Below are 20,327 nucleotides of genomic sequence, written 5' to 3'. Positions count from 1 at the left end.
TTTTAAAGTATATATAAGCCTGATTCAGTGTCAGCCCCAGGCAGAATTTCACGGCTGCTCTTAACACCTCTACTCTCGCACAACTGTGCAAAAGACTCTAAACTTTCTAATCTTGCTGAAAGTTCGCTCAAAGCATCTAAATATTCAGCTACAGCAATTTGGCGATGTGTCCATGTTTCATCAAATTTTGAAGAACTATAGGACATTTCAAACTCTACATCAACATGATTTTTTTTGCTTCTGATTTTGTCAGGAGATAAAGTGCGATCGCTTGTAGATATTTCCGTAATTCGTTCTATCCGTTCTGGAGTAATATGCTTTTTAAACCGAGAATTAGTAAAGCGATAAGCTGTAGACAAATAATAATTTTCTTCTCTGATTAATTTATCGCCCCATCTTTCCGCGACTTGTTTAAACTTGGGGACTTCTATCGCAAGCAATTCTTTAGCTTCTTGAGGCTTCCCGATTTCTAGGAGAAGATTCGCTTCTGTTGCTGTGGCGACTGCCCAACCTTGAATAGAAACATCAACATTGAGCATAATTTCAGCATCTAATTCTGGGGTAGCCTGCATCGCTTGATTACTGAGAAATAATTTTACTCTAGAAGCTGTTTTAATGGCTTCTCTGGGTGATTCATCAGGAAAACGAGAACGGTCATCAAGTTCAGCTTTTAAAGCAGCAATTTCTTTAATTAGCATTGCTTGATGAAGATGGGAAATAGCTTTGGCAAGGCTTTGTTGTTTTTGCCGGCTATCTTCTACCAATAAATACAAATATGCCAGTTGTCCGGAAATAGTGTCTAAGCGGTTATCAACGCGATTCAAGCCGGCTTCAACCCGATTAAAACCTGTTATCACGCTATTCTCAATCCGGTTTAAGCCGGCTTCAACTCGGTTAAAGCCCTCTTCCATTGACTGCTGAATGTGACCTAAAGTGTTTTGGATTTGGTGCAGCTTGTAGCCCATATAGGCAAAGCCGGCAATACTGACACCAAGGTTTAAAACACTTGCTCCCGCCGCAATTTGAGTTAATCGCATTACTGAGGATAGGGTTTTTTCAATACCCATTAATTTCTGATAGGTAAGCCCATGACCAATAACGTCAGTTCCTCCCAAGATGGGAGAAAAGGGAATACCCATTAGTTTGCTAGTTAGTCCTGGGGTTTCGGCTAAATGGCGCACAATTTGACCACCATTTTCTGTACCCGCAGCCCATCTAATAACGCTTCCGTGGCGTTTCATTGAGCCATCTAGTAAAGCTTTTATGAGTTCGGGATTGTTAACTAAGAGAGTGGTATCAATAAGCATTTTAATTACTCCTGTTTAGCGATTATAAACTCCCAGGTTTCCGTAGGCTTCCATCTGCAATCTAGGGGAGATTGTAAGATCAACTTTTAAATCAGCTAATCTACGAAAAGCATCATATCTATCCAGTTGATTGACTTGAGGCTTAAATCCTTCATCAGCTTGCTTTAGTTCAATATAGACTAAGCGGATATCATATTCTGATTCTTCTTCTTCTTTTGATACTGAATACTGGCTCATGTCATTTTTTATTTTAGGTAATTCAGTTTTAGAACCTAGCCCCAAATATTTTGTAATTTCATAAAGAGATTCCCCATCTTTAGAATCTATGCTTCCTTTTGCTTGGAGTGATTCAATAAAATCTGCTTGTAATGCAGAAACTACTAAAACTAAAAACTCTTTTCTTTGAATTGGAAAAGCTTGAACTGTGGAAGATGAATTATGAGAATAATACTGTTTATCTTCTTCTCTATAAGTTGTCTGTTGTTGTCTTTGAATCGGAGGAGTTTGATCGCTAGAAGATCGAGGATAATCAAGGTTAGATTCTTTAGATTCTTCCCTACGATTCGGCAGTCGTGATAGTTGGTCATGTAGCTTTTTGAGATGAGGTGCTAATGCTGTTCCTGCTAATGCTGTTCCTGCTAATGCTGCTAATTTTGGTAAGGCTTCAAATAGTGCTTCTACTAATTCTTCTCCAAAAGGTTCCATTTTTTAACTCCTGAATTTCATTAGGTTTAAAACTTACTTCACTGACGACAATCTTCTTCTAAACTTTGACAGACTGATGTTGCATAATCTTTTTGAACTTCAAAATCAAGCCAGAACTGTTTTTGCTGATCAAAGTTTTCCTCAATGATAGTTAATTGTTGTAGTAAAGCACGTTCAGCTAGATTGGTAACCTCATCAACGGATTCTTCAAAGATACTGCTAACATAATCTAATCGTTTGAGAATCCACTTAAGCAAAATATCCCACAAACTTCCTTTCCTTTTCTCAATTCCACTTAACCATTGTTTTGCCATTAAGTCTGGGGATGGAAGAAAAAGTTCAACATATTCAATATCTTCATAAACATTGCTAGTTACCGCTTCTTGGTATTCACTGGTTACTGGACGTTTTTTTGTTCTCGTTTTTGTGCTAGCGAAACAAGAACCGTCTTGATAGGATTCTGTATATTCTTCATCTTCTGTTTTTGTGCGAGCTTCATATTCTGTTTTTGTACCAACGACTTCTGTTTTTTTAGAACGGTTTTGCTTAACAGCATCTGGGAGTTCAAAAAACTTCTCAGGTAAAGTTGACGAGTTTTGAGCTAACTTCTTACGCAAATTACTAATGGCTGCTTTTTCAATATTAATCGAAGAAAAGTTTTTCTCGGACAAACAAACTTTTAATCTCTTAACTTGTTCATCAAGTAATGATTCTAAAGCTTGTTCAAATTGTTGAACTTTTAATTGTAGAACAAACTCTGCCCTTACGGATATAGCTTGCCTCATTGTGTGATAGAGCAGACGAACATAACGCTCATCATGTTCAAGTTCTTTTTTCCCCTTGTCATCATCAGCCCGTACACGCTTAACTAAGTATTCTGATTCAGCATCAAATTTACTGAGTCCTCGGCTAACATTATCATAGGCTCTAGAAATATCCTCAGCTAATGAAGGTAATGTGACTTCCCGGAGTTTATCTCTTAGATCAAAAGCTCCTTGATTATTTTTAAGAGAATCGCGGACTGGAACAATTAGAGATTTTGTTAAGTCTCCTTCTACTTCAGCGACAGCATCAAGAATTGTAGAAAACCCCTTACCTCCTTTTTTTTCAGCATCTTGTTTAATCTTAATTCGAGTATTAGGAACATCCTTATTTTTTAGAGTTTTTATCATTTCTTTAATCCAGGTGTTAAATTCTTGAATGATTTTTTCGATCTTTTCCTGCAAATCTTGACTAATTTTAGCAATTTCATCTATTGCTTTTTGAACTTGCTCTTGATTGTTAATTTTTCGGGTTTGAATCACAATATCAAGAGATTCTGCCAAAACATCGTAATTATCGAATACTTCCAACAACGCAGGAAGTATTACCAGTTCTGCAAATGATTCTTGAACCCGCCCACGAAAGCAATCCCAAAGTTCTCTACCACCACTCCAATCTAGTGCATAGCGGAGAATTCTTCGCATGGTTTCATCATCAATAACCTTATTCTCTTCTACCCGATCTTCAATATCACGAAACCAATTTTTTAAATCTCGGTTCTCTTTGGTATTTAATTTAATAACTCCTGCACAGTCTTGAAACATAGCTTTAAGGAGTTTTAACCGTATCTCCTGATTCATCAGTGACGGTTCGTTAAAAGCTCCTGAACCCCAAGCACACTGAGCATAATATAAAAGACGAGCATTAAAAGCCAGAACATCAGGAAGTTCTTTAAGTGATAAGACCTCTTTAATTTCCTCTCTTAACTGATTAATACGCACTGACAGAGGTAAATCATCCGCACCTCGCTGATCGACCCGATTTAAGATAAAAATCATCGAATCCGTTCGTCCCTGTAGGTATTCGACAACTTTCTTTAATTCTTCCAATAGGCGTTTTCTGTGGTCATCATCGACCTGCATATAGTCCAAAGCCACTAAACTAAACGCTTTATTGACTTGGTTTTGGATACTTGCTAAGTTAGTCCGGTCTTGAACTGATTTCAATCCCGGTAAATCAATAAATTCAACACCTATTCCATTGGGTAAACCCAGTAAAGAAGCATCACAAGCAGGTAAAAGAGAAACAGTGGCGGTTATTTGTGGCGCAACATACTCACGCTTTTTCCGTGCCTCGTGATAGGAGTGCATCACGGTGCCAATTCTCTGGTATAAATCCTCATCACTTAATCCCGTCCATTCACCAGTCTCCCAAACCGCATCCTTCGTTTTTGCAATGATTAATTTTTGTTTTTGAGAATGTTTGATAGTTAATACACCCCCACTCATTTCACCGGCTTCAATCGGTGCGATTTTCCGACCAATCAGCGCGTTAACAATCGTTGACTTTCCAGAAGACGTAGTTCCCAGAGTCGCAATCCGAAAGCTAGGATTTTCTAACCGTTGGACGGCTTCTTCATAAACAGTTAAAAATTCCTGTAGGCAAGATTGAATCCCTGAATCAGCAAAAACATCAGGGGACGAGTTGACTAAGCTAGAAACTGAGTTCCCTAATTCTTTTAAGAGGTTACGGGTGTTGTTTAACTGAGATTCAATATTGAGTTCCACTGGATGCCCCTGTAATTAATAGTTTGGGTTAATTCCACTAAATGCTTAAAAATGTAACGGGTTGCTTTGCAGCAAATCTTCCCCATGCAGGCGAAGTCTGCCTTTAGGCGGATTCTTTTTTTTCTTCACCATCACCTTAATCTGCGGGAGAAGGATTGGCAAGGGCGGTATCCCGCCACCTTCCCAGCGGTTCACCGATGGAAACGACAGTTTCAGTGCTTGAGGAAACTGCGTTTGCGTCAGTGCCGGTGTAGCAATCTCTAGCGAATTAGACAGGTCGCAAAAATACCTCCCAAGCTTCCTCAATCAAGGTTAAGCAATGAGTCGCTGTATGCACCTGGTATATTTACTGATTTTTCATTTAGTCAGCGACAATCATGCTTTGAGATAACGCATGAATCTATCTATTCGCTCATTTTCTCACGTTGCAGCGCTCTGTGCTTTTCTCCTTGACACATCACAGCATTGAGTTAAATAAAGGTTTAATTTCATCACCGGCTTTTATTAACTGTTAGATACGCCTTTGCCGGCATCAAGCTGTTTAACTTTTGCAAAGTTTTGTTATTAACATCTTTTTCTCTGTTGCAAAAGTGAGTTTAATGATTAATTTTTTTTTAAATAAAATCTCTTTGAGCCAAAGATCGCCCCGACTTCCCTTTTTAATCTAGCTACTGGAGGATTGAGGACACTGGGAAAAGTGTCCCTTAGAAAGAAGACAAGGCAGATAAAGCACCTTAAGTTAGGTTTAAGCAGCCTTTCAGGAAGTTCATCACCTCTAGCCACAGTCAGCGACACCACCATGATCCAGCTCAATTCCTCAGAACATTCTCTCAACGTCAGACCTTTTGCCACTATGAGGCCGGTAACTTCTGGTGTTTCGCCTTGGCTAACTGCCTTAACTTATCCTCTGGGTCGTTTCCTGGTTCTGCCATCTTATTTTGGCCGGCTAGAGGTGAGCGGGCAAGAAAATCTACCGAAAGAAGGGCCGGTGATTTTGGCCCCCACCCACCGTTCTCGCTGGGATTCGTTGATGCTGCCTTACGCAACAGGACATCATGTCACAGGCCGGCATTTACGATTTATGGTGACGGCAGATGAAGTGAAAGGACTGCAAGGCTGGTTGATTCGGCAACTCGGTGGATTTCCAATTGATGTTAAGCATCCCGGCATTTCCAGCTTGCGTCATGGCGTAGAACTGCTTCTAGATAGTCAGATGATGGTGATCTTTCCCGAAGGTGGCATTTTTCACGACGGTGAAGTTCACCCGCTAAAACCCGGACTCGCTCGGATCGCCCTGCAAGCTGAATCGACCCACCCCGGATTGGGTGTTAAAATTGTGCCGATGAGCATTCGTTACGGTCATCCCTATGCGACTTGGGGCTGCGGTGTCAGTGTTCGCATCGGTTCACCCTTGGCGGTGGCTGATTACTGCCAGCAACATACCAAGCAAGGCGCACAACAGATCACCGATCACTTGGAAACCGCGATTAAAAAATTGGATAGCGAGCACCCTTCATTTAAAGCAGAGTAAGCATTAAGGAAAGGCACATACCCAGTACCTTTTTTAGAAAAATCCCAAAAGCCGGCCCTTGTAAGCGATAACCTACCGCGCCGGCATTCGCATCACACTCTTAACCCTATCTGGATACACCTGCCGGCACGCTGCGCTATCATCTGCATATACCTGCCGGCAGGCTGCGTTATCATCTGCGGTAAAAAAATACCCTTTGCAACTAAATCTAATCACCCGCAAACTAGAAGATACGCTCCAATAGTTTGATAATATTGAACGGCTACAGCAAAACAAAAAATCAAAATTTTGCTGAGCCTGGTTTAAGTCACTAAACCACACCACGCACACCCCACTCTTTGTGAAACTGCGAGAAACGCTTCCAAGGGGGTTTGCGTGGGTTAATTCATTTAGGGGCTGATTTTTAAAATATTTTTCCTAAAAGTATCAGCCTTTACTGACCACCCCTTTCAGCAACCCTTTCAGCAGCTAGTAGCTCCTTGACGGCATAAATTAGCCTAATGGCTGATCCATAGAAATTTGATGCAATGCCAACCGCAACCAGATTAAACTAAAAAAGATGGCTTTAACAACATCCATTTGGATTATGAATTATGAATTATGAATTATCAGAACTTAATTCAAAATTCAAAGTTCAAGCTTAAAAAATATCGAAAGATTATCGCGTCTCAAATCCTAGGCCCAAAACGCCTTGCAATTTTGGAAGCGTGTCTGATTGGCTTAGTCTCTGGACTGGCGGGTGTTTTGCTCAAACAAGGGGTGGGATGGCTGGGAGGGTGGCGAGTTTATACAGCATCCCAGCTGATCCCCGCTTGGTTCTTGCTTCCCAGTGTCGGAGTTGTTGGGGGGTTGCTCACCGGCTGGCTGGTGGAACGACTGGCACCGGAGACTGCCGGCAGCGGCATTCCCCACGTCAAAGCCGCTTTAGCCGGCGTGAGTATTTCCCTAGATTGGCGGGTGGCTAGTGTCAAGCTGATCGGCACAATTTTAGCAGTGGGTTCAGGGTTAACCTTAGGCCGGCAAGGCCCGACTGTGCAAATTGGAGCCGCTTTGGCTGCGGGGATCGGTCGCTTGATTCCCACCTCGCCCGACTACCGACGCCAACTCATTGCTTGTGGGGCGGCAGCCGGCTTAGCTGCCGGTTTCAACGCACCCATTGCCGGCGTGCTGTTTGTCGTGGAAGAATTGCTCCACGATATCTCCGGCTTTACCCTTGGCCCAGCAATCATCGCTTCCTTTATCGGTGCTGTTGTATCTCAATTGCTGGGTGGCGATCTGAATCTCGACATCACTCAAAGCGTTTCCCCGACCCGGTTTCTCGCCCAGGAAATTCCCTGTTACGTGGTGTTGGGAATCCTGGCTGGATTGCTGGGCAGCCTGTTCACGAAATCAATTGTTGCCCTCTTACACTTCAACCGGCGCGTACTGCGTCTGAGACTGCCGGTGCGTATCGCCCTAGCTGGGCTGGTGTGTGGCCTTGCGGTGGCCATGCTACCCGAAGCCTTCCGCAACAATTCAGGTTTGCGAGACTTCCTCCTCAGCAAAGAAGCTAACCTGACCAGTATTTCCCTCGCCTTTGTCGCTCACTTCGTTCTGACCATTATCGCCGCCTCTTCAGGCGCACCGGGCGGGTTATTCGCCCCATCCCTAGTGCTAGGTTCTGCCTTGGGCCACATAGTCGGAATTTTGCAGTGGGATTGGTTCGGCATTGGGGTGCCTACCACCTACGCCCTTGCCGGCATGGGCGCATTTTTTTGTGCGGTTTGCAGAGCACCGATTACAGCCGTGGTGATTGTTTTTGAAATTACCACCGATTTTAAACTGGTGCTGCCTTTAATGATTGGCTCTGTGGTGGCTTATCTAGTGGCGGAAAAGGTGGAAAAGGAATCGCTTTATGACCGGCTACTAGAATTTAATGGCATTAATTTGAAAAAGGAAAAGCCGACCGATGGGCTTTTGGCTGAGCTCTCGGCATCGGATGTCATGCAGCGCCGTGTGGAAACGCTATCGAGCCAAATCAGCTTAGATGAAGTGATGCAGGCATTTTCCCGCTCTCACCACCGGGGCTTTCCCGTGGTCGATAATGGCAAGCTGGTGGGGATTGTTACCCAAACAGACTTGGCAAATACCGGCAAGCGGCAGTTGCCCGGAAATACGCCTTTGAGCCAGTTCATGACGCCACAGCCGGTGACAGTCAGGCCGGCAGATACCTTAAGTGAGGTACTGTACCGGCTCAATCGCTACAATCTCAGCCGGCTGCCGGTGACGGAGGGCCGAAAGCTGGTGGGGATTATCACGCGCAGCGATATTATTCGGGCAGAATCAGACAAACTGATCGGCGAAAAGGCTCAGGTTGGCCCGCATCCTGAGCCTTCTTATGTGGTTTACCAAACGCGAGCACCGGCAACGGGTAAAGGCCGGCTGCTGGTGCCTTTGGCGAACCCGCAAACCGCCCCAGCCTTGTTGCGTCTGGCGGCGGCAATGGCCCACGAGCGCAACTATGAAATTGAGTGCCTTCAGGTGATGCTGGTCTCTCGCCACAGTTCGCCGGCAGAGACGCCGGTGAGAACCGTCAAAAGTCGCCGGATGCTGCGTGAGGCTGAGCGGATCGGGCGAGATTGGGACGTGCCGGTGCACACCCAGGTGCGCGTCGCCCATGATGTAGCCCAAGCAATTTTAGAAACCATTAAGGAACGACACATCGATTTAATTTTGATGGGGTGGAAAGGCAACACCTCCACTCCCGGTCGAATTTTTGGCGATTCTGTAGATACGCTAATCCGGCAGGCGGCGTGTGATGTGGTGTTGGTGAAATGGGGTGAGAAAAGCCGGCGACGGCTTGAAATCTTCAGCGAGGCAGCCATTCCCCCCTCAAGACTCAACACTCTAAACTCAGGACTTTCTTTAAATCGCTGGCTGGTGCCGATGGCCGGCGGCCCGAATTCTCAGCGTGCAGTGCAATTACTGCCGGCTTTGGTCGCAATCAGTGCGAAACCAGAAATCCGGCTGTGCCAGGTTTGTCAGTCTTCGGCTGGGAAATTTGATACAACGTTGTTGGATAATGCCTTGCAGTTTCTAGACCGGCAATTGAATGTGCCAGTGATTTTGATGCCGGTTTGTGCAAATTCTGTTTCTGAAGCGTTAATAGATTTAGCGCAAAAAGATCAGTGTGATGTGATTGTTTTAGGCGCAAGTCGAGAAGGTTTATTGCAGCAAGTTATTAAGGGAAATATTCCCGAAGCCATCACGCGAGGTTGTGATTGTACCGTGATGCTAGTAAGAAGTGCCAGCGCGTAGGTTGCGTGACTCACGCCCTCTACTAAGAAGTGAACTATTTATTTAATTCCTTCACTTCTTAGTAAATCTTGTAATGGCGGCACAAGTGCCGGCAGGTGATTTTGAATCGTATTCCAAACCCGCACCATATTCACCTGAAAATATTCGTGAGCCATGACATTTATCATATCTCCCATCAGCCGCCAGGGAATGTGAGGATAACGGTTTTGCAAAGCCAAAGGGACATTGACAGCCGCCTCACCAATGATAATAAAACTGTAGAGAACGGCTCCAGAAATCGCTTCATCTGCCTCAAATTCCTCAAACGTCTTCTGCTCTGTTAAACGTTGAATTCTGGCAATTGCAGCGATAATATCCTGAATCCGTAGAGGCCATTCTCTAGTAGGCACGAATCGCCTCGTTGATCACCCGCTCCCGCAGTTCTTTTCTTAATTCTTTACGAGTCCCGATGTCTACAGAGCATCCCAAGATATCTTCTAAGAAAAACCGCACTTTGCTAAATTCAAACAATCCGATAGAGTTTTTGTCCTCAAACTCTACTAAGAAATCTACATCACTATATGGGCCGGCTTCATCCCGTGCCACTGAACCAAATAGCTCTAAAGATTTGACTCCTAAAGCTTTTAATTCATCTTTATGGGCTGCTAAAATTGCGATAACTTCATCTCGCTTCATAGAATTTTCTCGACTTGATTTTATGGGGGTGTTTTTTGCCGGCTGAAATTAGGGGATTTGGAAAGCTGCCGGCTTGGGGGCAACATTTACAGGATGAATGACTGCTGTTTCTAGTTATAAACTAACTCAAGCGCAGGGAAGGAATTTTGCAAGGATGAACGCGAATGCCTCACTGAATTCGCTAAAATGAGCGATGAGCGAACCGGAATTTTAAGCAATGGAAGATATCAGAGCGGAATTAGAGGAAATGCTGGATGAGGCTGAATGGAACTGGCTGCAGCCTCATGCTGACCGGCAAGCGTTGGTTGTGGTGGGACAAGAGCTAGACTTGATTGAAGTGGGGGTGGCGATTGCTAGTGATAATGTTCAGTCTGTCCAGCATTGGCTGGGTGAGCAATTGATCTACAAACCATCTGCCGAGCAAGTCGCAGACTGGAACGTTAACCGCAGCAAACGCTTTAATACGTTAATTGTGCAGCCGTTTGTTTTGGTTCAAGAATTGGCGGCTGCTTGAGGGGTGAAAAGGTTAAGCCGGCATTCTTAGCCGGCACGCAGGCTTTAACGGTTTCGGTTGACGGAGCGAGAAGGCGGTAAAACCTTGCTCAATCTTGAACCTGTATGGCCGGTTGTCACCCACAGAACCGCTCTGGCTCCATCCCGGAGTGTTTTTTCAATCGGTTCTGGCGGTCGTCCAGAAGGCACCGGCATCGGTTTAAAGGCAATTCCCCGACTTCCGAATATAATTTCTCCAATGACCCTAGCTCGCCTCATGTGGTCATCGGAGGTAATTAAGTAAACGCTTGTAATGCCTCTGGCTTGAAATTCATCCACCAGGGTGGTGAAGTTGGTGACGGTGTCTACTGCGCGATCATCTAAATGCAGCCGGTTTAGATCGACTCCTGCTTCTGAAAACACCCATTCTGCATATTCTGGGTTGCTGCCGCTAGAGACCCAAATATCCATTTCAGGATGCTCGTTTGCCAATTCTGCCGCAAAAATTTCTCGCTCTTTCGCGCCACCCAACACTAATAATGCTTGGGGTGTACTGAAGTTATTTTGCAGTTGCCGGTAGCCAATCCAACACACAACAGAAACTCCTAGTAGCCAGCATAAGATCGATCTGCCTCTAGACCACATAGAGACGGAACGTAACGAGTCTCTGGAACGTCGGTGACGTTTAGGGTTCGGACAGATCCTCAAAAGCATATACAAAAATCAATACATAACATTGCACCCAGAAGCGCCTTTTGTAGCCGGCGGCTTCAGAGCGCTTCCCGAACTCCCTTCTAAGCAGATCCACTCAAATCAGGGAATTTGTCACATAAAGCTTAGCAGATAACGGGATTGGCCGGGATCGAACCGGCGGCCTAGCGCTTCAGATTTGTGTGAGTTTCTTCACTCTCTGGACTATTCCTTCACCATAGGCTGTAAACCCTTAGGTGGTGGCCGTTGTGTTTAAGGAGGTTTGAATTTTGTAGAGCATACTTTCGTGAACGTAAGGGTGAATGAAGGATAAAAACCTTTTTCCTTCTTTGGTGCCCATTCTGAGCCGGTAAGTTTCGTGACTTTTACTTAACCCCCACTTAAACCCCCACACGTCTGAGAAATAAGAAACGATGATCTCACTCTCTTCTTTGGAAAGATAAGTATTTAGGCTAATTTCCAGCGCATGAACTTTACCGTTTTTTTTCTTGAAGGATTTAGAACCGCGATCTATAAACCAAATCGCTATTCCTTGGGGAGTCAAAAGGTTCAAAAACTTTCGTGTGATTGTTTTCGTTCCGCCCCGGTATAACTTTTTCACCAAAACCCGTGTTAAAGGTATTAACTTGGGTTCTATGCGAATCAGTTCTTCTCCTTCTTTTCCCTGCACCCTTTGTAAACTTACGGGTCTTCTGGTTATTGTTTCGAGAACTTCTTTTTTATAAAGAATGTAGCTCTCTAACTTAGATGAGTTCAGAATAAAGAAGTTATTTTGACTTCTTCTTCCCTCACCTAACAACATTCCAACCAGAATTCCTCTTTGCTCTACTTTTGATAAGACATGAGAGTCTATCTTTTTTGACTCCTTAAAACCAGTCTCTGCACCTTCCAAAGCGTTTTGAGTTTTGAGCTTCAATTTTTAAGTTTTAAATTCACCCATTACTCAGCACTGTCTTTGGCTTGGCTCAAGATTACCTTATCTGTTACCAGAGGTAGGCTTCCTTGAATTTGACCACATTCACACATGGAGTTTCCCCCAAGGTGCCCGATTTTCAGGAGGCGCTCGCTCTATCCAACTGAGCTACAACCCCAAATACAGAAATATCATAGCAGTTTTTGGGGATGAGTTTTTGTTAATTTTCCACTTTTAAGAAGAGTGCCAAGTTTCTTCCCAAGGGCCACCGCCTGTTTCCAGCCCGCAGACTGAACTGGTGGCTTTCAGGATCACTTGCGATTGACCGGCTGAAAGTTCGCTCAGTTGCAGGCTAAGCTGACCGTGCATGGTGTCGCGGCAGCAGAAGATTAAGCCTTGTTCGGTGGGTGCTCTAAGGAGTGTGCCGGCCCGATCTGTGGTGCCGGTTAGTTCAATCGCGTAGTGAGCATTTTTCGCTTGCATCTGCCAATTGCCCCAAGGCTCGATCTTCCAGGAAACTTGGGAGTTCCAGGGCACAAATTCATAGAATTTGCCTTGATAATGCAAGCCTATCATGGCGACCGATTCCATCCACCACAGGACGCCGCGCCGGCCTCCACCGGCTGTCAAAGCGAGATCGGGTTCGTTGTCAAATAAGTTGCAATTCAGCCAAAACCATTTTTGCGGGAAAGACCGGCCCCAGTTTTTTTCACTATAAGCGGGCGCGTCGGTAAATTCGTAGCGCCGGCCATTCCAATCGATCCAGCCGGTGGCCAACCCGTGTGCCATCAAAATTTGCCATCCGGGTTCAAAAATGGGGAAATAAGACAGCCAGCCGGCGGTTGATTGTTGAGGGCTGCCGGTGTTTCCCCATCCGTACACTGGCTTTATTTCGTACTGCCATTGTGCTAAATTGATGCTGCCGGGATCGTGGAGAATTCCTTGATGCCAAGTGGCGGTTCCTTGATAGCCTTCTTGAATGTGATGCTCAAATTCTGCCGGTTCTAAGTAAAGCGGAGGGGTGTTTAAGTCGGTTTTGCCCCAATGTCCCAATCCCAAGGCATCTCGCCATCCCCAAAATCGATCAGTTGCGGGAAACGTGCGGCAAAGATAGCTATCATCAGGGCCGAGAATTTGGGCTGCGCCGCCGCTGTGGGGTGTACCACCGGCAGGATCTTCAATTGAGTACATGAAGGCGAAGGTTTGATTGTCTGCCGGCAGGGTAACGCGGTAATACCAACCTTCAAAAAATCGCTGACTGCTACCGTCCCATTGGTAGCCACTGTGAGGGGTTTGGAGATTAACCATAAACTTATTCGTTGATTGATCGCTTCTTTGCCTGAGTTGGTATCTTATTGGCGTAGTTGCTTGAAAGTGTTTTTAGGAAATTATTGAGAATTGGCGGGTCTGCTTCATATTTATACATGATTTTTGTATAGAAAACCACTTACGAAATCTTGGCGAAGGGTGTTTAAATGGTGAAATACCTGCCTGCCGGCGCTTGACACAATTTTCTGAATTTGTTCTCGCTCATTTTTAGTTAGAGCCGGCACTCACTCCCAAACAAAGGTGTAATTTATATGACTTACAAAATTGAACCTGACAGTTTCCTGAATAATTTAAATCAAGTGGCGCAAGTCCGCGCTGAAGTTGCGGGTTGTTTGGGCAGAATTGCTGACACAATCGAGCAAGCAGAATTAGAAGGAAAACAGAATTCTGGGGGGCTTGGTTTAGAGCGAGAAATCGAGGATATTAAGGTTGCCGGTGAAAATTTACGAACCGGAGTATTTCGGCTTTTAGTTTTGGGGGATATGAAACGGGGCAAAAGCACGTTTTTAAATGCTTTAATTGGTGAAAATATCTTGCCAAGTGATGTCAATCCCTGTACAGCATTGCTAACGATTTTACGATTTGGGCCAGAAAAGAAAGTAACCCTTTATTTTAATGATGGGAAGCCGGCACAACAATTAGATTTTAAAAGCTTTAAACAAAACTACACCATTGATCCGGCTGAGGCAAAGCGACTAGAACAAGAGAAAAAACAAGCCTTTCCAGATGTTGACTGTGCGGTGGTAGAATATCCCCTGCCTCTGCTAGAAAAGGGCATTGAAATTGTTGACAGTCCAGGGCTGAATGATACAGAGGCACGAAACGAGTTATCCCTTGGTTATATTAATAATTGCCATGCGATTCTTTTCGTGCTAAGAGCTTCGCAACCTTGTACCCTTGGAGAGCGCCGGTATTTAGAAAACTATATCAAAGGTCGCGGGTTAACTGTCTTCTTTTTAATTAATGCGTGGGATCAGGTGCGCGAGAGTTTGATCGATCCGGATGATACGGAAGAACTCGAAGAATCTGAAACAAAACTGCGGCGAGTTTTCAAAGCAAATTTAGCAGAATACTGCCAAGTTGAAGGGCACGATATTTACGATGAACGAGTGTTTGAAGTTTCTGCATTGAAAGCTTTACGCAAACGCTTAAAAAATCCTTCTGCTTCTTTAGAAGGAACCGGCTTTTCCGAGTTTATGGGCGCACTCAACACATTTTTGACAAAAGAACGGGCGGTTTCTGAATTGCGGCAGGTGAGAACCTTAGCGCGTCAAACCTCCTCTCATGTTCAGGAAGCAATTGAGCGCCGGATTCCTTTACTGGATCAAGATGTAAATGAATTAAAGAATAAAATTAGCTCAGTTGAGCCAGAATTTAAAATCCTGACAGAAATTCGGGATAAGTTTCAGGAGGAAATTAAAAATACTCGCGATGCCAAGGCAAAAACAGTTGCAGATTCTTTTCGTTCTTATGTATTGAATTTGGGGAACTCCTTTGAAGCAGATTTTTTACGCTATCAACCCGAGTTAAAATTAACCGATTTCTTTGATGGAGACAAACGGGAAGCGTTCAATACATCGCTGCAACAGGCATTTGAGCAATATATTAGTGATAAATTGGCTGATTGGAGTCTCACGGCTGAGCGAGAAATGAATGCAGCCTTCGCCCAATTATCCAGAAGTGCGGCAAATTATGGGGCTTCTTATAGTCAGGTGACGGATAAGATTACTGAGAAGTTAACCGGGCAAAAAGTACAAGCCGGCACCCATAATTCAACGGAGGATAAATCGCCGGGATGGGCTAAATGGGCGATGGGATTATTTTCACTATCAACCGGCAATATTGCTGGGGTAGCAATGGCCGGTGCCGGTTTTGATTGGAAAAGTATTCTCCTGAATTATTTTACCGTAATTGGTTTGAGCAGCATCATTGTTGCGGTTTTTCCGGCTGCAATGATTTTCGGGCCGGTGGGGCTTGCTTTATTAGGCTTAGGTGTGGGATTTTTCCAAGCCGATCAAGCGCGTAAAGAAGTTGTGAAAGCAGCGAGAAAAGAGTTAGTCAAACATTTGCCACAAGTTGCCCAAGAACAATGGCAGCCGGTTTATGATGCGGTTAAAGAGTGTTTTGATGTGTATGAGCGGGAAGTGACCAAGCGGGTAAATGATGATATTAATTCCCGCAAAGCTGAGTTAGATAATTTACTGCAACAAAAACAATCCCGTGAAATCAACCGAAGTGCGGAACTCGAACGCTTGAAAAAACTGAAAACGGATGTTTCTACGGAGTCTCATAAAATTGAGATTGTATATCAAGATTTACTGAAGTTTATCGACTGAAGTTTTTCTAATGCCTTTAGTTTGAGTTGAGTCTGTATTGAAAAAAGAGGAATTGTTGGATGAAACTGTGCCGGCGTCTTGAACAGAAAGCTTGCTTAATTAGTACCGCTTTATCTTTGTTTCTAGGAGGCTCATCTTGTTCTGTAACGACACAGACAGGGACTCCCAAAAGTTTTGCAGATTGGTGTTTGAGTAAAAAAAATCTTCCGCCAGAGACAAAACGTACTGTTTATGTGCTTTTGCAGAAGGCCGGCACTTCTAATTGTACTCAGGCTAACCAGAAGCTTTCAACTACGACAAGACTTGACCTCAACAACAATCAAATCAGTGATCTCAAACCCTTAAGTTCCCTGACCAACCTGACATACCTCTCCCTCAACAACAGTCAAATCAGTGATCTCAAACCCTTAAGTTCCTTGACCAACCTGACAAACCTCTATTTCATGAACAATCAAATCAGTGATCTCAAACCCTTAAGTTCCCTGACCAACCTGACAAGCCTCTTCCTCAATAACAATCAAATCAGTGATCTCAAACCCTTAAGTTCCCTGACCAACCTGACAAGCCTCTGGCTCAGCAACAATCAAATCAGTGATCTTAAACCCTTAAGTTCCCTGACCAACCTGATTGACCTCAACCTCGAAAACAATCAAATCAGTGATCTCAAACCCTTAAGTTCCCTGACCAACCTGACAAACCTCTACCTCACTAACAATCAAATCAGTGATCTCAAACCCTTAAGTTCCCTGACCAACCTGGCTGGCCCCTCCCTCGGTAACAATCAAATCAGTGATCTCAAACCCTTAAGTTCCCTGACCAACCTGACTGGCATCAACCTCCAGAACAATCAAATCGCTGACCTTAAACCCTTAAGTTCTCTGACGAACCTGACTTCCCTCGGCCTCAGTAACAATCCAATCAGTGATCTCAAACCCTTAAGTTCCCTGACCAACCTGAATCACCTCCACCTTGAAAACAATCAAATCAGTGATCTCAAATCCTTAAGTTCCCTGACTAACCTGAATTTCCTCTACCTTGAAAACAATCAAATTAGTGACCTTAAATCCTTGAATTCCCTAACCAATCTGAAAGAAATCCAACTCGACAACAATCCAATGCTCACAAATAAAACTTGTCCAGTTAAGCCAGAGTCTATCTGTAAATTTTAAACGGCTAAAATTTAGGGTTCGATTGCTCTTTGTGGAAACTGTCACGAAATCAAGCCGGTGATTAACTTTTTTAATGCGCGTAGAGAGTATTTAGATGAATAAAGATCAGTATATGATGCAGAAAATCTTCTTAGCCGGCCTGCTTGTCCCCCTGTTTCTAGGAGAATCATCTTTTTCTGTCAAGGCACAGGCAGCAACTCCAAAAAGTTTTGCGGATTGGTGTTTGAGTAAAGAAAGTCTTCCTCCAGAAACAAAATATACTATTGATGTGGTTTTGCAGGAGGCCGGCACTTCTGACTGCAACCAGGCTAGTGAGAAGCTTTCAACTCTCACAGAACTTAACCTCTCCGATAAGCAAATCAGGGACATCCAACCTTTGAGTTCCCTAACGAACCTGACTCACCTCAACCTCTACCACAATCGAATTAGGGACATCCAACCTTTGAAGAACCTGACAAACCTGACTCACCTCAACCTCGACCGCAATCAAATCAGAGAACTTCAACCCTTGACGAACCTGACTAATTTGGCTGACCTCAGCCTCTGGAACAATCAAATCAGCGACATCCAACCCTTGAGGAACCTAACGAACCTGACTCACCTCAACCTCGGCAACAATCAAATCAGCGACATCCAACCCTTGAGGAACCTGAGGAACCTGACTTACCTTAGCCTCGAGCAAAATCAAATCAGCGAGCTCCAACCATTGAGGAACCTGACCAACCTAACTTACCTCGACCTCGCCATCAATCAAATCAGAGAACTCACACCTTTGATCACCCTAACCAACCTGACTTACCTTAGCCTCGACCAAAATCAAATCAGAGAACTTAAACCCTTGAGGAACCTGACCAACCTGGCTGACCTCACCCTCAACCAAAATCAAATCAGTGATCTCAAACCCTTAAGCACCCTGACTAATCTGAATTTCCTTAGCCTCAACCAAAATCAAATCAGAGAACTTAAACCCTTGAGGAACCTGACGAACCTGACTCACCTCTACCTCGACAACAATCAAATCAGTGATCTCACACTTTTGAGGAACCTGACGAACCTGACTTACCTCAACCTTGGCATCAATCAAATCAGATATCTCACACCCCTGATCACGCTGACCAACCTGACTAGCCTTGGCCTCGACAACAATCAAATCAGCGATCTCCAACCCTTGAGCACCCTCACCAAACTGACTGAGCTCTACCTCGACAACAATCAAATCAGCGATCTCCAACCATTGAGGAACCTGACCAACCTAACTTACCTCGAACTCGGCCAAAATCAAATCAGTGATCTCCAACCCTTAAGCACCCTGACTAATCTGAATTTCCTTATACTCGAAAACAATCAAATCAGAGAACTCAAACCCTTGAGCACCCTGACTAACCTGACTCTCCTCTACCTCCGAAACTATCAAATCAGCCATCTTAAAGCGATGAGCGGCCTAACTAATGTGACTTACCTTGAACTCAACTTCAATCAAATCAGAGAACTCCAACCCTTGAGTTCTCTGACAAACCTGACTAGCCTCAGCCTCTGCGACAATCAAATCAGAGAACTCCAACCGTTGAGCACTCTAACTAATCTGACTCATCTCAACCTTTGCAACAATCAAATCAGCGATCTCCAACCCTTAAGCGCTCTGACTAATCTGAATTTTCTTATACTTGAGAACAATCAAATCAGCGATCTCAAACCGTTGAGCACTCTAACTAATCTGACTCATCTCAACCTTTGCAACAATCAAATCAGCGATCTCCAACCTTTAAGCACCCTGCCCAAGCTAACTGAACTCAACCTAGGGTGTGTCATCAATGAAGCCAGATAATAGCAGCAGCTAGATAAATTGCACCCAGAAAGTTTTCTGCTGGCTTATCGTAGCGTGCTGCAAGAGAACTTACGCCTCTGAGGAGCCTGACTAAATAATGATTCTCTACTTGGACAATAATCAAATTAGAGAACTCACTCCCTTGAGGAGCCTGACTAATATAAAGCATCTTAACCTGGACAAAAATCCAATGCTTACAAATAAAAGTTTTTTTGTGAAACCAGAGTCTATCTGTAGCTTCTAAACTGCTAATATTTAAGGTTCGATTACTCTTTATAAAAAATGCAACAGAATCGAGATAGTAGTAATTATTAAAGTCATAAAAAAAAGTATTTTAATGAAAAAGTTAAAGCATTTTATGCACAAAATTTACTTAGCCGGCCTGCTTGTCCCTCTGTTTCTAGGAGGCTCATCTTTTCCTGTTAATGCAAAGACAGCAACGCCAAAAAGTTTTGCGGATTGGTGTTTGAGTAAAGAAAGTCTTCCGCCAGAAACAAAGCATACTGTTGATGTGCTTTTGAAGGAGGCCGGCACTTCTGATTGCAATCAAGCGAACCAGAAGCTTTCAACTCTCCAAGAACTCGACCTCGACAACAAAGAAATCAGAGAACTCAAACCCTTGAGTTCCCTGACCAATCTAACTATCCTCTACGTCAACAACAATCAAATCAGCGACCTAAAACCCCTGAGTACCCTGGCTAACCTAACTATCCTCAGCCTGTGGAACAATCGAATCAGCGACATCAAACCCTTGAGTTCTCTGACGAACCTAAGAGAACTCAGCCTCGACACCAATCAAATCAGCGACATCCAACCCTTGAGTTCTCTGACGAACCTGAGAGAACTCAGCCTCTGGAACAATCAAATCAGCGACATCCAACCCTTGAGTTCTCTGACGAAATTGGGTTTGCTCGTCCTTAGCAACAGTCAAATCAGCGACATCAAACCCTTGAGCTCTCTGACGAACCTGAGAGAACTCTACCTCAACACCAATCAAATCAGCGACATCCAACCCTTGAGTTTTCTGACTAACCTAGATACGCTCGACCTCGTGAACACTCAAATCAGCGACATCCAACCCTTGAGTTCTCTGACGAACCTGAGAGAACTCTACCTCGACACCAATCAAATCAGCGACATCCAACCCTTGAGTTCTCTGACAAACTTGCTTAGCCTCGTCCTTAGCAACAATCAAATCAGCAACATCCAACCCTTGAGTTCTCTGACTAACCTAGATAAGCTCGACCTCATGAACAATCAAATCAGCGACATCAAACCCTTGAGTTCTCTGACAAACTTGACTTTCCTTTACCTCGACACCAATCAAATTAGCGACATCAAACCCTTGAGTTCTTTGACGAACTTGCTTAGCCTCTTCCTCAGCAACAATCCAAGGCTCACCAATAAAACTTGTCCTGTGAAGCCGGCCTCTATCTGTGAATTTTAAACTTTTAGCGATTATTACCTTAAATAATTGAAGCCAAAATC

The 20,327-nt window shown here is 44.1% G+C and carries 15 protein-coding genes; 7 read left to right on the top strand and 8 right to left on the bottom strand.

Going from position 1 to position 20,327, the window contains the following annotated elements:
* Positions 1-2 precede the first annotated feature (2 nt).
* The 3 genes from H6F73_RS19930 to H6F73_RS19920 are packed head-to-tail and all read right to left on the bottom strand — an operon-like array spanning position 3 to position 4,561.
* Positions 3-1,307 carry a hypothetical protein gene (locus H6F73_RS19930; protein ID WP_190760499.1) on the bottom strand — a complete coding sequence of 435 codons (1,305 nt, stop codon included), beginning with the start codon at positions 1,305-1,307 and terminating at the stop codon, positions 3-5.
* A gap of 15 nt (positions 1,308-1,322) precedes the next feature.
* Complete coding sequence (locus H6F73_RS19925; protein WP_190760498.1) at positions 1,323-2,012, bottom strand: hypothetical protein; 690 nt, start codon at positions 2,010-2,012, stop codon at positions 1,323-1,325.
* Between the two features lie 38 nt (positions 2,013-2,050).
* The gene (locus H6F73_RS19920) at positions 2,051-4,561 is read right to left on the bottom strand and encodes a dynamin family protein (RefSeq protein ID WP_190760497.1); all 2,511 of its coding nucleotides are present in this window, start codon (positions 4,559-4,561) and stop codon (positions 2,051-2,053) included.
* A 799-nt stretch (positions 4,562-5,360) separates the two neighbouring features.
* Between H6F73_RS19920 and H6F73_RS19915 the strand changes: the two genes are divergently transcribed.
* Together H6F73_RS19915 and H6F73_RS19910 are read left to right on the top strand one after the other, a co-directional pair.
* Entirely contained in the window at positions 5,361-6,092 is a 732-nt protein-coding gene (locus H6F73_RS19915) for a 1-acyl-sn-glycerol-3-phosphate acyltransferase (RefSeq protein WP_190760496.1), read from the top strand.
* Positions 6,093-6,692: 600 nt separating this feature from the next.
* Positions 6,693-9,389 carry a chloride channel protein gene (locus H6F73_RS19910; RefSeq protein ID WP_190760495.1) on the top strand — a complete coding sequence of 899 codons (2,697 nt, stop codon included), beginning with the start codon at positions 6,693-6,695 and terminating at the stop codon, positions 9,387-9,389.
* Between the two features lie 38 nt (positions 9,390-9,427).
* On the opposite strand, the gene H6F73_RS19905 is transcribed toward H6F73_RS19910, so the two are convergent.
* On the bottom strand, positions 9,428-9,778 hold the full coding sequence (locus H6F73_RS19905; RefSeq protein ID WP_147686561.1) for a DUF86 domain-containing protein: 351 nt from the start codon (positions 9,776-9,778) through the stop codon (positions 9,428-9,430).
* Complete coding sequence (locus H6F73_RS19900) at positions 9,768-10,064, bottom strand: nucleotidyltransferase family protein (protein WP_190760494.1); 297 nt, start codon at positions 10,062-10,064, stop codon at positions 9,768-9,770. Before H6F73_RS19900 ends, H6F73_RS19905 begins: the two co-directional genes overlap by 11 nt.
* Before the next feature lie 217 nt (positions 10,065-10,281).
* Between H6F73_RS19900 and H6F73_RS19895 the strand changes: the two genes are divergently transcribed.
* Complete coding sequence (locus H6F73_RS19895; RefSeq protein WP_190760493.1) at positions 10,282-10,578, top strand: DUF2288 domain-containing protein; 297 nt, start codon at positions 10,282-10,284, stop codon at positions 10,576-10,578.
* Between the two features lie 44 nt (positions 10,579-10,622).
* Here H6F73_RS19895 and H6F73_RS19890 read toward each other — a convergent pair whose 3' ends face one another.
* From H6F73_RS19890 to H6F73_RS19880, 3 genes are all read right to left on the bottom strand, one after another.
* The gene (locus tag H6F73_RS19890; protein WP_190760492.1) at positions 10,623-11,270 is read right to left on the bottom strand and encodes a YdcF family protein; all 648 of its coding nucleotides are present in this window, start codon (positions 11,268-11,270) and stop codon (positions 10,623-10,625) included.
* 229 nt (positions 11,271-11,499) lie between these two features.
* Positions 11,500-12,183, bottom strand: a complete 684-nt coding sequence (locus tag H6F73_RS19885; protein WP_242072549.1) for a DNA endonuclease — start codon at positions 12,181-12,183, stop codon at positions 11,500-11,502.
* Positions 12,184-12,414: 231 nt separating this feature from the next.
* Positions 12,415-13,488: a tocopherol cyclase family protein gene (locus H6F73_RS19880; RefSeq protein ID WP_190760491.1), complete on the bottom strand. Its 1,074-nt coding sequence runs from the start codon at positions 13,486-13,488 to the stop codon at positions 12,415-12,417.
* A 272-nt stretch (positions 13,489-13,760) separates the two neighbouring features.
* Here H6F73_RS19880 and H6F73_RS19875 point away from each other — a divergent pair, with 272 nt between their 5' ends.
* The 4 genes from H6F73_RS19875 to H6F73_RS19855 all read left to right on the top strand — a co-directional run bounded on the left by H6F73_RS19875 (position 13,761) and on the right by H6F73_RS19855 (position 20,286).
* The gene (locus H6F73_RS19875) at positions 13,761-15,845 is read left to right on the top strand and encodes a dynamin family protein (RefSeq protein ID WP_190760490.1); all 2,085 of its coding nucleotides are present in this window, start codon (positions 13,761-13,763) and stop codon (positions 15,843-15,845) included.
* A gap of 59 nt (positions 15,846-15,904) precedes the next feature.
* On the top strand, positions 15,905-17,014 hold the full coding sequence (locus tag H6F73_RS19870) for a leucine-rich repeat domain-containing protein (RefSeq protein ID WP_190760489.1): 1,110 nt from the start codon (positions 15,905-15,907) through the stop codon (positions 17,012-17,014).
* A 94-nt stretch (positions 17,015-17,108) separates the two neighbouring features.
* Entirely contained in the window at positions 17,109-18,839 is a 1,731-nt protein-coding gene (locus H6F73_RS19865; RefSeq protein ID WP_190760488.1) for a leucine-rich repeat domain-containing protein, read from the top strand.
* Between the two features lie 358 nt (positions 18,840-19,197).
* Positions 19,198-20,286 carry a leucine-rich repeat domain-containing protein gene (locus H6F73_RS19855; RefSeq protein WP_190760486.1) on the top strand — a complete coding sequence of 363 codons (1,089 nt, stop codon included), beginning with the start codon at positions 19,198-19,200 and terminating at the stop codon, positions 20,284-20,286.
* The last annotated feature ends 41 nt before the right edge of the window (positions 20,287-20,327 follow it).

Origin of the sequence: Microcoleus sp. FACHB-68 (assembly GCF_014695715.1) — a bacterium.
Classification (GTDB): domain Bacteria; phylum Cyanobacteriota; class Cyanobacteriia; order Cyanobacteriales; family Oscillatoriaceae; genus FACHB-68.
This window is presented reverse-complemented; position numbering and strand designations above follow the sequence as displayed.